Below are 14,133 nucleotides of genomic sequence, written 5' to 3'. Positions count from 1 at the left end.
CTTGCCCTCTCCGTGTTCCGCGGTGCCCACCACCCAGCCGCCCGCCGTGGTGCGCGTACCGTCCCGGGAGACCACCACCAGGCGGCACCGCTGGCCCGCCGGCACCCCCGTCACGGCCGCGTGCACCCGTACCCACTTCGCGGCGGGCGTCACCTGTACGGTCATCCGCGCGCCCGTGCCCGCGTCCGTCGCGGAGGCCACCTTGGTCCCCGACACGGGCGGCGAGGGCTGCGCCGAGATCGTCGGATTGGGGGTCGGGGGCAGCGCCACGGGGCCGCCGTCCGCGGCGCCCACCTGGGCCCCGGCCCAGAACACGGCGGCCAGCGAGGCCGCGGCGGCCAGTCCCCCGAGGGCCGTCCGGCGCCGCCGGGCCCCGGCGACCTCCTGGCGCATCTGCCGCAGGGTCCGCTGGAGCAGCAGGTCCCCGCCCTGTGGCGGGCCGTCGAGGAAAGCCTCGGGCGGCACCTCGCCCAGCGCCGCCTCCATCTCGCGCAACGCGGTCACCTCCTGACGGCACTGCACGCAGCCGTCGACGTGTTCCTCGACCCGGCGGACGTCCGCGTCGTCCAGGACGCCGAGAACGTACGGTCCGAGCAGTTCCTCCTCGTGCCGCTGCCGGTTCATGCCACCACCTCCTGCAGTCCGCCGGGCCGCTGGGACGTCCCGCCTGTTCGTCTGTCTTCCCCGAAGACCTCTCGGAGTGCCTTGAGCGCGTAGTGCGAGCGCGATTTCACCGTGCCGGCCGGGATGCCGAGGGTGTCCGCGGCCTCGGCGACGCTGCGCTGGCGGTAGTACAACTCCGTCAGTACGTCCCGGTGTTCCGGCGACAGCCGGTCCAGGGCGCCCAGCACGGTCATCGTGTCCACGACCGCGTCGGCGTGGTCCGCCTCCACCGGCGGGTGGGCCGGGGAGCCGGAGACCTCCGGCGGCCGGGCCGCCTTGGCCCGGAACCGGTCGGTGATGATGTTGCGGGCCACCGTGAGCAGCCAGCCGCGCACCGAACCCTTCCCGTTGACCAGGACGTCGGAGTGGCGCCACGCCCTGATGAGGGTCTCCTGGACGACGTCCTCGGCCGCGGCCCGGTCGCCGGTCAGCCGCGTGGCGTACGCGAGCAGGGCGTGGCCGTGCTCCTCGTACACCGACTTGATCAGTGCCTCGTCGGCCCCGCCCCGCCGAGTGCGGGGCCACAGTGGTCCGGCCATCTCACCCTCTCCGTCTTCCTCGCTGTCCTCACGCACGTGTGGTGCGGTCTGAACACGCCATGCGCCGCCGTCGGGTTCAAGTGACCTGCGTCACGGCGGGCGCCGGTTTCACGTCCGGCAGGTACGGCCCTGGTTGAGGCAGTCCACGACCTCCGCCATCCGCTGCCCGGTCATCACGTTCACGAACATGGCGTGGTCCGTGCGGGGGCTGTGCCGCTGCTCGGGGAAGGAGTCGAGCGCGACGGGGACCCCGGGAGGCAGGTCGTAGGCGAGGGAGATCCGCAGCTCGGGCACCTGGAAGGTGCCCTGCGGGCAGACCCCGTTCGCGGCCGGAAAGAGCAGGTGGGAGCGGTGCCCGGGGCTGGTGGTGTCCAGGCCGTTCCAGCAGCTGGGGAAGACGAGCGTACGGGTGAGGCGGTCGCCCGCCGGACAGCGCGGGTAGCGGGTGGTGGTGCGGTCGGGGGAGCCCGAACAGCCCCAGCGGGCGCGGACGTCCTCGTCGGTGTCGGCGGTGAAGGCCACCGCGTCTCCGGTCATGGCGTTCAGGAACCGGGGCATTGCCACCACCTTGCTCACCGGGCTGCCGCGGAACTCCACCTCCACCGAGGACTCCGGCAGGATCCGCCCCGCGTTGCCGTGGCCCGCCGAGCCCTCGTGCGCGCCGGTGCCCGGCAGGTCCGTGCGGCGCAGTACGGGCCAGTAGTACGTGGAGCGGTCGCCGCCCGCGCAACTGGTGGCGGCCGCGTCCAGGGAGGCGTCGGTGGAGAAGGCGTCCGTGGACAGGTTCCCGACGTACGCGTGCGTGTGGTGGGCGCCGGAGCGCAGCCCCGGGGAGACCACCAGGTTGTCCTCGTTGTAGTGGCCTTCGGCGTTGCGGCCGCACGCGACCGACACCCGGCCCGTCGAGGCGTCCGGCCCGCTCGGGAGGGGGCCGCCGGACGCGGGCCCGATGTCGCGGATGTCCACGAAGTCGCCGGGTGCGGGGCCGGTGCCCGGCGCCGCGGGGCGCGGGCCGGCCACCCGCGCGGCCCCCAGTACGGCAGCGGTCAGCCCGCCGCCCAGTACCAGGCAGATCAGCAGCGTGAGCAGTCGGTGTTCGTTCCGCATGCGGGTCACGGTTGCCGTCCGCCACGCCCGCGTCAACCGGGCGTCCGCAGTGCGGGCGCGGGGCGGCGCGGGCGCGGCCGGGGGTCCGCTCAGGCCAGCGGGTCGGCGTCGAACTCGATCACCTGCGCGGGCCCCGCCCGGAACGCGGGGCTGGCCGCGTCGGCCTCGATCATGTGCGGGGTGACGTCGTGCGCGGCGAGCGCCGCCTTCGACTCCCACTCCTCCATCAGCAGGAACCGGTCGGGATCCCCGCTCACCCGGTGCAAGTCGTAACGCAGGCAGCCGTCTTCGGCCCGCACCACCGGTGCGAGGCGCTCGTAGGCGTCGATCTGCTCCCGGCCGCGGCCCGGGAGGGTGGTGATCACGATCATGAGTCGAACTGTTGATGACATGAGCCGAAGGTTAGATCGTCAAGTCCGGTCGATGGAAAAACATTTCCGATACGAGTCGAACCTCGGGCCCGTTTCGGGCCGACCCGCATGGCCGGTCCGGTCCTTGCCCGGGGCGGGCGGACCGCGCAGAGTACCCGTTATGACTCCCGAAGATCTCCTTCAGGCCCTCGCCCGCACCCGTGCCTCCCTCGACGGCGCCGAGGTCACCTTCTGGTGGACGGGCAACGTCTACTCCTCGGCCCCCGGCGAGCCCTACCAGCGCCTGTTCGGCTTCGAGGGCGTCAATGTGGCCCGCCTGGTCCCGGAGGAGACGCCGGGCGGCTACCAACTCCTCACCCGCGAGGCCGCGTTCTACCTCGATCCGCAGACCCGCGAGATCCTGGAGACCTGGCAGGAAAAGCCGGTGATCCACGTCTGGAACGACCCCGCGAGCCAGCGGTGGCGGCCCTTCCCGGTGCCCATGACCGAACTCGGCGACCAGGTGTGCTTCAGCCTGGAGGTCCCGCTGGCCTACCCCTCCCCGCTGCCGGTCGCGCAGTACCCGGAGAACTCGGCCGACGACACCTACCGGGCCCTGGAGCTCTTCCAGTTCTTCGCCCCGGCCTCGGTCCTGACCACCGACGAGCCCAGCGTCCCGTCCGTGATGTCCTGGATGCGCCAGTCCCCGTGGCTGCCCTGGATGGAACAGGGGCCGCGCCCCGGCGGGCTCACCTTCCACTGCCGGGGCCGCAAGCTGGGCTCGTACGCGGAGGTCCCGGAGCGCACCCGCGCGTACATCGAGGCCCGCCACCCGGAGTTCGCCCACGCCCCGGAGAAGTGGAGCGAGCCGAACGAGACGAGCTGGACGTACTTCCGGCGGCTCAACCCGCCGAAGGACTGACCGGGCCGTCCTTCTCGGATCCCGCCGCCCGGCCGTTCCCGGTCGCGAACCGGTCGAGGGCGCGGAGCACGTGGTCGCGGGTCGATCCGCCGCCGAGGTGGCCCGCGTCCTCGACCACGGTCAGCTCGGCTCCGGGCCAGGCGCGGTGGAGTTCCCAGGCGGTGTCGAGCGGCCCGCCCATGTCGAGGCGCCCGTGGATCAGTACGCCCGGGATGCCGGCCAGCCGGTGCGCCCCGCGCAGCAGCTCGCCCTCCTCCAGCCACGCGCCGTGGGAGAAGTAGTGCGAGCAGATCCGTACGAGGGCGATCCGGGCGGCGGGCGGCCGGCCGGAGTAGGGGAGGGAAGCGCCCTGCGTCTCGCCGGAGAGCACCGCGTCCTCCCAGGCGCACCAGTCGGCCGTGGCCCTGGCGCGCACCTCCTCGTCGGGATGGTTCGCGAGGCGGGCGTAGGCCCCGACGAGGTCGCCGTCGCGCGGTGTGCCGCCCGCTCCGGCGACGAACCGCTCCCACTGCTCGGGGAAGTACCGGCCGACCCCCCTGTAGAGCCAGTCGATCTCCGAGCGGCGGGTGGTGGTGACGCTCGGGATGACGATCTCGGACACCCGCTCCGGATGCCGCTGCGCGTAGGCCAGGATCAAGGTGGAGCCCCACGAGCCCCCGTACAGCAGCCAGCTCCCGATGCCGAGGTGCTCCCGCAGCCGCTCCATGTCGGCGATGAGGTGCGCGGTGGTGTTGTGCCGCATGTCGGTCGTGGGGTCGCTCGCGTGCGGGGTGCTGCGGCCGCAGCCGCGCTGGTCGAACAGGACGACCCGGTAGTGCTCCGGGTCGAACCACTGGCGGGCCGAAGGGCGGCATCCCGAGCCCGGGCCGCCGTGGACGACGAGGGCGGGCTTTCCGTCCGGATTGCCGCAGACCTCCCAGTGCACGAGGTTGCCGTCGCCGACGTCGAGCATCCCCTCGTCGTACGGCTCGATCGGCGGGTACAGCTCGCCCATGTCCGGTCCTCCCCAACTCCGCGACGCCAACGGTTTCGCCACCCTAACGCGCAGGCCACGGGGGTCGTGGCCACCCGGCGGCGAGGGGCCCCGGGGGAGTGGCAGGGGGCGGACAAGGGTTTTCCCCGTATCGCGTTCATCCCGCCGTTGCCTACTGTCTGCCCACCGGCGATCCTCCCCGTCTCCGAACAGCCCCCGCGCCCACCCCACATGGCGTGAAGCTGAACGGTCGGCACGTCGCCGGTGCCACCGTTGCCCCGCCCCGACGCAGTGGCGGGCAACACAGTGGCGAGCAGCGGTGGCCGGGCGGGTTCGACCAAGCCCGTTCCGGTCCCGCGGCCGCCGGTTCACCTCCCACACTGCACCAACCGGCCGTCTCGGCCCGCCTCGCGACGGCCCGCGAAAGGGAACACCGTGCACGCATCCAGACGTAGGCTCATATCCGTGGTGGCGATGTCCGTCACCCTGCTCGCCGGCTCCGCCACCACTTCGATGGCGCTGTCCACCGCGGATCCCGCTCCGGCCGCCGCCGCCGCGACCGTGAACGCACCGGTCGAAAACCTCATCGTCGGGTACAAGTCCTCCGCCGCTGAGGCCAGTTCCAACACCGCCGCCGCCACTGACGCGGCCGCCAAGGGCAAGAAGGCCTCGAAGAAGGCCACCTTCGAGCGCCGCCTCGGTACCGGTGCCGCCCTCGTCAACCTGGGCGGTACGACCGCTCCGGCCGACGCCGCCGCCGTCATCGCGCAGTTCCGCGCCGACCCCGACGTCGCCTACGTCGAGCCCGACTCCCGTGCGTACGCCATGGCCGTCGCCCCCAACGACACCGAGTACGCCAAGCAGTGGGACCTCTTCGAGTCCACCGCGGGCATGAACGTGCAGAACGCCTGGGACAAGTCCACCGGCTCCGGCGTCACCGTCGCCGTGATCGACACCGGTTACGTGGCCCACTCCGACGTGGCTCCGAACATCGTCGCCGGCTACGACTTCATCTCCAGCTCCTCCGCCGCCCGTGACGGCAACGGCCGCGACAGCAACCCGGCGGACGAGGGCGACTGGAGCGCCGCCGAGGAATGCGGCGTCGGCTCCAAGGCCAGCACCTCCTCCTGGCACGGCACGCACGTGGCCGGCACCATCGCGGCCGCCACCAACAACGCCAAGGGCGTCGCGGGCATCGCGTACAACGCGAAGATCCAGCCCGTGCGCGTGCTCGGCAAGTGCGGCGGCGCCACCTCGGACATCGTGGACGCCATCACCTGGGCCTCCGGCGGTTCCGTCCCCGGTGTCCCGGCGAACGCCACCCCCGCCAAGGTCATCAACATGTCCCTCGGTGGCTCGGGTGCCTGCACCAGCACCTACCAGAACGCGATCAACGCGGCCGTCGGCCGTGGTACGACCGTCGTCGTGGCCGCGGGCAACAGCAACGCGGACGCGGCCGGCTTCTCCCCGGCCAGCTGCAACAACGTGATCAACGTTGCCTCCAGCAACCGCGCCGGCGACCGTTCGTACTACTCGAACTACGGCTCGATCATCGACATCGCCGCCCCGGGCGGTGAGACCCGCCGCGCCACGGACACGCCCGGCACCGTCACCACCCCCGAGAACGCGATCCTCTCGACCCTGAACACCGGCACCACCACGCCGCTGGCCGAGACCTACAAGCCCTACCAGGGCACCAGCATGGCCGCCCCGCACGTGGCGGGCCTCGCCGCGCTCCTCGTCTCCGCCAAGTCCTCGCTGACCCCGGCGCAGATCGAAGCGGCGATCAAGGCGAACGCCCGGCCGCTGGCCGGCACCTGCACCGGTGGCTGCGGCGCCGGTCTCGCGGACGCGGCGGCGACCGTGACCGCCGTGACCTCCACGCCCACCACCCCGACCTTCGAGAACACCGCGGACTTCGCCATCGGCGACAACACCACGGTGGAGAGCCCGATCACCGTCAGCGGTGTCGCGGGCAACGCCCCGGCCACCCTCAAGGTCGGCGTGAACATCGCCCACACCTACATCGGTGACCTGAAGGTCGACCTGGTCGCCCCCGACGGCACCGTCTACACGGTCCACAACCGTGCCGGCGGCAGCACCGACAACATCAACCAGACCTACACCGTCAACGCCTCCTCCGAGGTCGCGAACGGCACCTGGAAGCTGCGCGTCAACGACAACGCGGGCGGCGACACCGGCAAGATCGACTCCTGGAGCCTCGGCTTCTGAGCCGCGTCCCCAGGGGGCCCCAACTGGCACTGACGGGGCGATAGTACGGACCAACAGAGCCCGTCGGACCTGCAGATACACCGCGTATCGGCAGGTCCGACGGGTTTTCCTGTCACGTGACTGAATTCTGCGTCACAATCCGGGCCCGCCGGGCATCCGACCTCGTATTGTCGCGTCTCACAGGAAGGGCACAGGAGCGGCGAACCGAGAGGCTGGTGGCTGTGCGTGGTGGCGGCTACGGGGAACGCTGACACGACCGTCGGACACGGCGAACTGATCAAGGCGGTGGACCGCGCGCTGACCACGCACGGACGCGCCCTGCTCACCGGACCGGCGGGCGCGGGCAAGACCGAGGTGCTGCGCGCCCTCACCGAAGCCGCCGCGCTGCGCCACGAGACCGTGCTGCACCTCGCCCCCGAGGCCACCGACCGCTGGATACCCGAGGCCTCCGCCGCCGCCCTCCTCGCCTCCGTCCCCGCCGTCGCCCTGGAACGGCTCTCCGGCCCCCAGCGCACGGCCATCGCCCTCCTGCGCCGGGAGACCGACGCCCCCCGCGCCGGCCGCGACCACGTCGCCCTGCGGCTGGCCGTCGTCGAGGTGCTGCGCACCCTCGCCGCCCGCGGCCCCGTGCTGCTCGCCCTCGACAACGCCCAGTGGCTCGACGCCGAGAGCACCGACCTGCTGCGGTTCGCCCTGCGCCTGACCCCGCCGGGCGTGCGGGTCCTGGTCGCCGAATGCGTCCAGGGCGGAGCCCCGCTCGCCGAACCCCTCTGCGGACCGGACACCCCCCACGTACGGGTGCCCCCGCTCGGCACCGACGAGATCGCCGAACTGCTCGTCCGCCGCGGGCTCCCGGCCCGCCTCGCCGGCCGGATCCACCAGGCCAGCGGCGGCAACCCGCGCCTGGCCCTCGCGCTCGGCCACTCCCTGGCCGAAGCCGCCGGGGCCCGCGACGGCAGCGCCCACCACGCCGATCCGCTGCCCGTTTCCGGGCAGGCCCGCGAGGTGGCCCGCCGGCTCCTCGGGGTCCTCCCCGCCCAGGCCCGCCGCACCCTGCTGCTCGCCGCCCTCGCCGCGCGCCCCACCACCGCACTGCTGCGCCGGGCCGGCCGCCCGGGCGCGGAAGCCGAACTCGCCCTGGCCGAACGGGCCGCGCTGGTCACCGTGGAGGAGGACGGGGCGGTCCGGTTCACCGCCGGCGCCCTGCCGACCGCGCTCGCCGCCGACGCGGGCTGGCCCGAGCGGGCCGCCGGACACGCAGCGCTCGCCGAAGCCGTGGACGACCCCGTCCAGGCCGTACGCCACCGGGCGCTGGCCGTGGACACCCCTGACCAGTGGCTCGCCGCCGAGATCTCCGAGGCCGCCGCGTCCTGCCGGCGCCGCGGCCAGCGGGCCCTCGCCGCCGAGCTCGGCCTCCTCGCGGCCGAGCGCACCCCCTCCCACCTGCCCGGAGAGGAACTCGCCCGGCTCGTCGCCGCCGCCGAGGACGCCGGCTGGTCCGGCCGCGCCGACCTGGCCCGCCGCGCCAGCCGCGCCGTACTCGCCCGCGACGCCTCGCCCGGGGACCGGGTCCGCGTCCGCCTCGCCGTCATCGACGCGGCGGGCCAGGCCCTGGCCGCCCTCGACGAGACCTTCGCCCACGCCACCGCCGACGCCGAGGGCGATCCCGCGCTCCAGGCCGCCATCCGGCTGCGGATCGCCTGGAAGCACAACCTCAGCGACGGCGACCCCGTCCGCTCCCGGGACGCCGCCGCCCAGGCCGGAGTACTGGCCCGCAGCGGCGGCGACCAGGTCGCCGAAGCGATGGCGCTGACCGTACGGGCCCGCATGGGCCGCATCCTCGGGGACCCGGACGCCGAGGAGATCCTCGCCGAGGCGCTCGCCCTGCCCGCCCCCGAGGTGCCGCTCGGCATGCGCAACGCCCCGCAGTACCTGGCCGTGCGCCACGCCCTCTTCGACGACCGGCTCGCCGACGCCCGGCGCCAGCTGCTCGTCCTGCTGCCCGCCGTACGGCGCACCGGCTCCGCCGAGGACGTCTTCGAGGTGCTGCGCAGCCTCACCGAGGTCGAACTGCGCGGCGGCCGCTGCGCCGCCGCCACCGCGCACGCCCGCAACGGCCTCGAGCTGACCGTGGAGGCGGGCCTGTCACCGGGCCCCGCCTGGTACCTCGCCGCGATGGCGGAGGCCATGGGCGGCAGCTTCGCGCGGGCCACCGGTTACGCCCGCCGCGGCATCCAGGCTTCCGAGGAGGAGCACGACCAGGTCTTCCTCTCCCGCGGCCTGTACGTGCTCGGCCTCGTGGAACTGGCCACGGGCGAGGCCGCGAAGGCCGTCGCCACCCTGCGCCGCGTCGCCGAACTGGAGGCCGCCCAGCAGGTGGTGGACCCCTCGATCCTGCGCTGGCACGGGGAGCTCGCCGAGGCCCTGGTCGCCGCGGACGCCCCCGACGAAGCCGCCGAACTGCAGGCCGCGGTCCGTACGACGGCCCTCGCGCTCGGCCGCACCAGCGTGATCGCCGCCCTCGACCGGGCCCGGGGCCTGTGCCTGTCCGCGCACGGCGACCCCGAGGCGGCGGTGGCCCTGCTGGAGGACACCACCGAGCGCTTCGCGGCCCTCGGACTCCCGCTGGAACGGGCCCGCACCCTGCTCGCCCTCGCCCGGGTGGAACGCCGCCGGCGCCGGCGCGCACCCGCCCGCGCCGCGCTCCAGGCGGCGGCCGAGGCCTTCGCGGCGGCCGGAGCCGCCCCCTGGAGCGAGCTCGCGCGCGAGCCGTCCGCCGGGGAGGGCGCCGGCCCCGACGGAGCTCGGGCGCTGGCCGCGCTCACCGAGGCGGAGACCCGCCTCGCGCTGCTCGTCGCCGGGGGAGCCAGCAACCAGGAGGCGGCCGCGAAGCTCTTCGTCAGCGTGAAGACGGTGGAAGCCCGCCTGACCCGGATCTACCAGAAGCTGGACGTCCGCTCCAGGGCCCAGCTGGCCACCACCCTGCGTACGCGCTGACCGGCCCGCCCGCTCAGCAGCTGAGGTTGTTCCCCGGGGTCACGCCCAGCAGCTGCGTGAAGCTCTGGTAGGCGTTCACCCGGCTCTGCACCTGGGCCGGGTTGCCGCCGTTGCACTCCAGCGAGCCGTTGATGGAGCGGATGGTCTCGCCGAAGCCCGCCCCGTTGACCATGGCGGCGTGGGCCGTCATCGTGCCCGGGCCGTTCTGCGTGTTCCAGTACCAGAGCGCCGTCTTCATCGCGACGGCCGGGTCCTGCTCCACCAGGTAGGGGTTGGCGAGGAGGTTGATGCCGAGCGCGTCGCCCGCCGCCTTGTAGTTGAAGTTCCAGCTCAGCTGGATCGGGCCGCGCCCGTAGTAGGCGGCCTGCCCGGCCGGACAGCCGTAGGGCCGGCTCGCGTCGCAGTAGTGGGGGTAGTTGGCGGTGTTCTGCTCGACGATGTGCACGAGCCCGCCCGTCTCGTGCGAGACGTTGGCCAGGAAGGCAGCCGCCTCGCGCTTCTTGACGGTGATGTCGCCGGTGTTGGCGAATCCGGGGTAGGCGGACAGGGCCGCGACCAGGCCGTTGTACGTGTAGAAGGGGTTCCGGTTCGGGAACATCTGGTTGAACTGGGCCTCGCTGACCACGAATCCGGAGGGGTTGGGGGTGGTCGGGTCCGGGTCGGGGGTCTGGCCGCCGCCGCAGACGCCCTGGTCCGCCCAGACGCCCCACTGGCCGGTGGTGCCGGGCGTCTCGCCCTGGGTCCACCACTTCGCCTGCCAGTTGCGGCCGCCGTACGAGGCGCTCATGCCGCCCGTGTAGACGGCGGAGGAGGCCCACGCGCCGGCGCAGGCGGGAGCCGCGGCGGCGGGGGAGGAGGGGAGGGCGATCGCGAGTCCGAGGGTGACGGCGGCGGTCGCGGCCAGGGAGAGGGCACGGCGACGCAGGGTGGGTATCACGGAACTGCTCCTTCAGTGGGGGGAGTTGTCGTGGGGAACAACCAGGTCCACTGAATCGAGAATGGTCTGAACCTGTCAAGGTCTAGACCAAGACGGCGCGCCGGCACCGAGCCCCGGAGGGCGTGGCGCCGGCGCGGTCGTGGTGGGTCAGCTGCCGATGGCGCCGTTGCCCGAGAGGATCGGGATGTTGTCCGCGATGTGCGAGGCGGAGTCGTCACCCTTGGCCTGGGTGGAGTTCTCGGCGCACTGCTGGTTCTGCGGGTTGGCGAGGACGTTGATGTCCTGGACGCCCACGTTGACCAGGGCCAGGATCGACTGGGCGTTGACCTTCGCCGGCAGGCCGACACAGAGCTTGTTCAGCGAGCCCTGGATGGCGGACATCTGCGGGCTCATGGCGCCGCCGGTCTCCTGGTTGCCGTAGATCTGCGAGGACTCGTTGCCGTTGACCGTGTTGACGCCGTGGTCGTTGCCGATCGCCATCGCCGGGGAGGCTACGGCGGCACCGGCACCCAGAACGGCTGCGGTGGCGGCTGCGGTGGCCATGAACTTCTTGAGCATGTGGGAGATCCTTCTTCTGTCGCACTGTCGCATGAGATAGCTGCCCTCGGCGGGACGAGCTGCTCAACTGCCGTGGACACCGGGGGTTATCGCCCATCACCCGACTGGCGGAACAGTCCACCCCACCGGTGAAGCCGGGTGTCGGCCGATTGACCCAACCGCCCCGGAGAATCCCACTCCCCGTGCGCGAATCCCGTACGTCCGTGCCGTACGCGAACTCCGTGTGCGAATCCCGTGCGCGGACGCCCCGGGCGGCCCCCTGCGTGGACTGCGTGTGCGGACCCGGCGTACGAGCCCGGTCCGCGGACCCCCTGGTCGCCGCCCTCGACCGGATCCGGACCAGAAGCTGGTCCCTGACCCCGTCGAGGCCGGCCGGCGCGGTGTCGCGCTGCCGCGACCGCGCCGAGGTCAGCCGGTCTTGCGGCGGACCTTCTTGTTCTTGCCGCCGGGGTTGCCGCCGGCCCCCTGGATCTTCGCCCGGCTCTGGTGCGCCTGCTGCGACTGGGCATTGCGGGCGTTTCGCTCCAGGGCCTCCTTGAACTTGCGCTTGGCTTCCTCGGCCGGCGACTCGTTCTGCGGGGTGTCTGTTTCTTCTGCCATGTGTCCTCCTGGAATGTCTGAAGCCGTTGCAGTCTGTCAGGTGGCGTTTCCCCTGACCAGCGCGTTCCGGCGGAGCAGCCTCAGGCGTCCTTCTCCAGAGTGGGGCGCAGTCGCTCCAAAAGGGCGTAGAGCGTGGCGCTCTCGGCGTCGTCCAGGACGTCCAGCGCGCCGTGCGTCGCCTGCATCTCCTCGCGCACGCGGCGGATCACCTCGCGGCCGGCCTCCGTGGCCACCACGTTCTTGACCCGGCGGTCGGCGGGGTCGGGCTCGCGGCGCACCAGCTCGCGGGCCTCGAGCCGGTCCACGATCCCGGTGACGTTCGACGCGTCGCACACCAGCAGGGCGGCGAGGCCGCGCATCGGCAGCGGGCCGTCCAGCTGGGCGAGGACCTTGGCCTGTGTGGAGGTGAGGCCGTAGTGGGCGGCGGCCGCCGCGAAATCGCGCCACTGGGCGGTGCCGATCGCGGCGAGCAGCTCCAGGAGCTGCAGCTTGGTCGGGACGGCGTGGGGGGTGGTGGCGCTCATGCCGGGAGCGTACTCAAGGTGTTTCACATTATCAACCTTTTACTTGACCACCTTAACTATTGAGGTCTACCGTCTGCTGGAGTCGAAGTACTTGATGACGTCAAACATCTGTGATCTGAAGCACTGAGAAGGTCCTCCCTGCCATGAGCCCCACCACCTCCGCCACCACTACGGACGGCGGGCGCCGGAACGAGACGGTCATCGTCTTCGCCCTGAGCCTGGCCGCCATGGTCGTGTCGATGATGCAGACGCTGCCCGTCCCGATCCTCGGGCTGATCCGCAGCGATCTCGGCACCACCACCGCCAACGTCAGCTGGGTGACCACCGCCACCCTGCTGTCCGCCGCCGTCTTCACCCCGCTGCTCGGCCGCTTCGGCGACCAGCACGGAAAGAAGCCGACGCTGGTGGCCGTACTGGGTGTCATGGTCGCGGGCTCCGTCATCGCCGCCCTGGCGTCCTCGCTGCCCCTGCTGATCCTCGGCCGCGTGCTGCAGGGCGCCGCCACCGCGATCTTCCCGCTGGCCCTCTCCGTCCTGCGCGAAGAGGTCCGCCCGCACAAGCTCCCCGGCGCGATGGCCCTGGTCAGCGGCACGCTCGCGTTCGGCAGCGGCCTGGCGCTCGTCGCCACCGGCCTGCTGACCTCCGGCGCCGACGCGGACTACCGCAACGCCTTCTGGATGGCCACCGGCTTCGCGGTGCTCGCGCTGCTCGCCGTGGTGTTCCTGGTTCCGGCGACCAAGCACAAGACGGGCGGCCGCACCGACTTCCTGGGTGCGCTGACCCTCGGCATCGCCCTGCTGCTGCTCCTGCTGCCGATCTCCCAGGGCCACGAGTGGGGCTGGGCCTCCGGCCGCACGCTGGGCAGCTTCGCCGGCGCCGCCGTGATGACCGCCGTCTGGGTGCTGACCGAGCTGAAGGTCCGCGAGCCCCTCGTCGACATGCGGATGTTCGTCCACCGGCCGGTCCTCATGGCCAACCTGGCCGGCATCCTCGTCGGGTTCGGCATGTTCGCGAACTTCCTGGGCGTCTCCTACCTCGTCCAGATGCCCAAGGCCCTGACCGGCTACGGCTTCGACGCCTCCATCCTGCGCGCCTCCGTGGAGTTCCTGCTGCCCGGCGCGATCATCTCGCTCCTGGCCTCCCCGGTCGGCGGCCAGGTGGTCCGCCACCGCGGTCCGCGCGTCGCGATGGCCATGGCCGCCGCCCTCGGCGCCGTCGGCTTCGGCTGGCTGGCGCTCGACCACGCCCACAGCGCCTCGGTGATCGGTGCCGGACTGATCGTCGGCGCGGCCGTGAGCTTCGGCTACGCGGCCATGCCCGCCGTCATCATGGCGAGCGTTCCGCCCCACCAGAGCGGCATCGCCAACGGCATCAACTCGATCTCCCGCTCCACCGGCAGTGCGATCGGCAGCGCCATCGTCACCACCATCCTGGCGTCGAAGACGATCGAGCACCTGCCCGCGGGAGTGCCCGCGCTGCCGGCCGAATCCGGCTTCACCCTCACCTTCGCCATCGGCGCCGTGGCCTTCGGCCTCGTCGCGGTGATCAGCGGCTTCGGCCTGCGCGGGGCGAGCGGTCCGCGTACCGTCGCGGCGCAGGCGGTGCCCGCCGAGAAGGCGGCCCCGGCGGCCGCCGAGGTGCCCGCCGAGAAGGCGGCCGGGGCGAAGGTGTCCGTGGCGAACGCGTCCGCGGAGACCGTCGAGAAGGCCGACGCCTGATCCCTCCGCCGAT

The 14,133-nt window shown here is 72.8% G+C and carries 13 protein-coding genes; 4 read left to right on the top strand and 9 right to left on the bottom strand.

What is annotated here, in order from left to right; all coding sequences use genetic code 11:
• The 4 genes from ACWGDE_RS26230 to ACWGDE_RS26215 all read right to left on the bottom strand — a co-directional run.
• On the bottom strand, window positions 1–624 hold a 624-nt coding region (locus ACWGDE_RS26230; RefSeq protein ID WP_453391486.1), incomplete at its 3' end, for a zf-HC2 domain-containing protein.
• Complete coding sequence (locus ACWGDE_RS26225) at window positions 621–1,202, bottom strand: sigma-70 family RNA polymerase sigma factor (protein ID WP_453391485.1); 582 nt, start codon at window positions 1,200–1,202, stop codon at window positions 621–623. The genes ACWGDE_RS26230 and ACWGDE_RS26225, both read right to left, overlap by 4 nt.
• 108 nt (window positions 1,203–1,310) lie before the next feature.
• A complete protein-coding gene (locus tag ACWGDE_RS26220) occupies window positions 1,311–2,309 on the bottom strand; it encodes a DUF1996 domain-containing protein (RefSeq protein ID WP_453391484.1) in 999 nt (332 codons plus the stop codon).
• Window positions 2,310–2,398: 89 nt separating this feature from the next.
• On the bottom strand, window positions 2,399–2,680 hold the full coding sequence (locus ACWGDE_RS26215; RefSeq protein WP_453391483.1) for a putative quinol monooxygenase: 282 nt from the start codon (window positions 2,678–2,680) through the stop codon (window positions 2,399–2,401).
• Between the two features lie 160 nt (window positions 2,681–2,840).
• On the opposite strand from ACWGDE_RS26215, the gene ACWGDE_RS26210 reads away from it, so the two are divergent.
• The gene (locus tag ACWGDE_RS26210; RefSeq protein WP_453391482.1) at window positions 2,841–3,581 is read left to right on the top strand and encodes a DUF1838 family protein; all 741 of its coding nucleotides are present in this window, start codon (window positions 2,841–2,843) and stop codon (window positions 3,579–3,581) included.
• Here ACWGDE_RS26210 and pip read toward each other — a convergent pair.
• Window positions 3,562–4,575: a prolyl aminopeptidase gene (gene pip, locus ACWGDE_RS26205; RefSeq protein ID WP_453391481.1), complete on the bottom strand. Its 1,014-nt coding sequence runs from the start codon at window positions 4,573–4,575 to the stop codon at window positions 3,562–3,564. The genes ACWGDE_RS26210 and pip overlap by 20 nt on opposite strands.
• A 453-nt stretch (window positions 4,576–5,028) precedes the next feature.
• Here pip and ACWGDE_RS26200 point away from each other — a divergent pair, with 453 nt between their 5' ends.
• Together ACWGDE_RS26200 and ACWGDE_RS26195 are read left to right on the top strand one after the other, a co-directional pair.
• A complete protein-coding gene (locus ACWGDE_RS26200; protein ID WP_453391488.1) occupies window positions 5,029–6,786 on the top strand; it encodes a S8 family peptidase in 1,758 nt (585 codons plus the stop codon).
• A 225-nt stretch (window positions 6,787–7,011) separates the two neighbouring features.
• On the top strand, window positions 7,012–9,783 hold the full coding sequence (locus tag ACWGDE_RS26195; RefSeq protein ID WP_453391480.1) for an AAA family ATPase: 2,772 nt from the start codon (window positions 7,012–7,014) through the stop codon (window positions 9,781–9,783).
• A gap of 13 nt (window positions 9,784–9,796) precedes the next feature.
• Here ACWGDE_RS26195 and ACWGDE_RS26190 read toward each other — a convergent pair whose 3' ends face one another.
• The 4 genes from ACWGDE_RS26190 to ACWGDE_RS26175 all read right to left on the bottom strand — a co-directional run bounded on the left by ACWGDE_RS26190 (window position 9,797) and on the right by ACWGDE_RS26175 (window position 12,402).
• A complete protein-coding gene (locus ACWGDE_RS26190; RefSeq protein ID WP_453391487.1) occupies window positions 9,797–10,708 on the bottom strand; it encodes a glycoside hydrolase family 19 protein in 912 nt (303 codons plus the stop codon).
• Between the two features lie 159 nt (window positions 10,709–10,867).
• Window positions 10,868–11,278, bottom strand: a complete 411-nt coding sequence (locus ACWGDE_RS26185) for a rodlin (protein ID WP_453391479.1) — start codon at window positions 11,276–11,278, stop codon at window positions 10,868–10,870.
• Between the two features lie 408 nt (window positions 11,279–11,686).
• A complete protein-coding gene (locus tag ACWGDE_RS26180; RefSeq protein WP_453391478.1) occupies window positions 11,687–11,878 on the bottom strand; it encodes a DUF5302 domain-containing protein in 192 nt (63 codons plus the stop codon).
• Between the two features lie 80 nt (window positions 11,879–11,958).
• Window positions 11,959–12,402, bottom strand: a complete 444-nt coding sequence (locus ACWGDE_RS26175; protein ID WP_453391477.1) for a MarR family winged helix-turn-helix transcriptional regulator — start codon at window positions 12,400–12,402, stop codon at window positions 11,959–11,961.
• Between the two features lie 143 nt (window positions 12,403–12,545).
• On the opposite strand from ACWGDE_RS26175, the gene ACWGDE_RS26170 reads away from it, so the two are divergent.
• Entirely contained in the window at window positions 12,546–14,120 is a 1,575-nt protein-coding gene (locus ACWGDE_RS26170; protein ID WP_453391476.1) for an MFS transporter, read from the top strand.
• Window positions 14,121–14,133: the final 13 nt, after the last annotated feature.

The organism is Streptomyces sp. NPDC054956 (genome assembly GCF_053609185.1).
Note: the sequence above shows the minus strand (reverse complement) of the source record. Positions and strands in the feature narration are given on the sequence as shown.

Excerpts from the sequence above, each read along its gene's own strand:
- ACWGDE_RS26225 (WP_453391485.1), bottom strand. The coding sequence starts at position 1,202 with ATGGCCGGACCACTGTGGCCCCGCACTCGGCGGGGCGGGGCCGACGAG.
- ACWGDE_RS26220 (WP_453391484.1), bottom strand. The coding sequence starts at position 2,309 with ATGCGGAACGAACACCGACTGCTCACGCTGCTGATCTGCCTGGTACTG.
- ACWGDE_RS26215 (WP_453391483.1), bottom strand. The coding sequence starts at position 2,680 with ATGATCGTGATCACCACCCTCCCGGGCCGCGGCCGGGAGCAGATCGAC.
- ACWGDE_RS26210 (WP_453391482.1), top strand. The coding sequence starts at position 2,841 with ATGACTCCCGAAGATCTCCTTCAGGCCCTCGCCCGCACCCGTGCCTCC.
- pip (WP_453391481.1), bottom strand. The coding sequence starts at position 4,575 with ATGGGCGAGCTGTACCCGCCGATCGAGCCGTACGACGAGGGGATGCTC.
- ACWGDE_RS26200 (WP_453391488.1), top strand. The coding sequence starts at position 5,029 with ATGTCCGTCACCCTGCTCGCCGGCTCCGCCACCACTTCGATGGCGCTG.
- ACWGDE_RS26185 (WP_453391479.1), bottom strand. The coding sequence starts at position 11,278 with ATGCTCAAGAAGTTCATGGCCACCGCAGCCGCCACCGCAGCCGTTCTG.
- ACWGDE_RS26180 (WP_453391478.1), bottom strand. The coding sequence starts at position 11,878 with ATGGCAGAAGAAACAGACACCCCGCAGAACGAGTCGCCGGCCGAGGAA.
- ACWGDE_RS26175 (WP_453391477.1), bottom strand. The coding sequence starts at position 12,402 with ATGAGCGCCACCACCCCCCACGCCGTCCCGACCAAGCTGCAGCTCCTG.
- ACWGDE_RS26170 (WP_453391476.1), top strand. The coding sequence starts at position 12,546 with ATGAGCCCCACCACCTCCGCCACCACTACGGACGGCGGGCGCCGGAAC.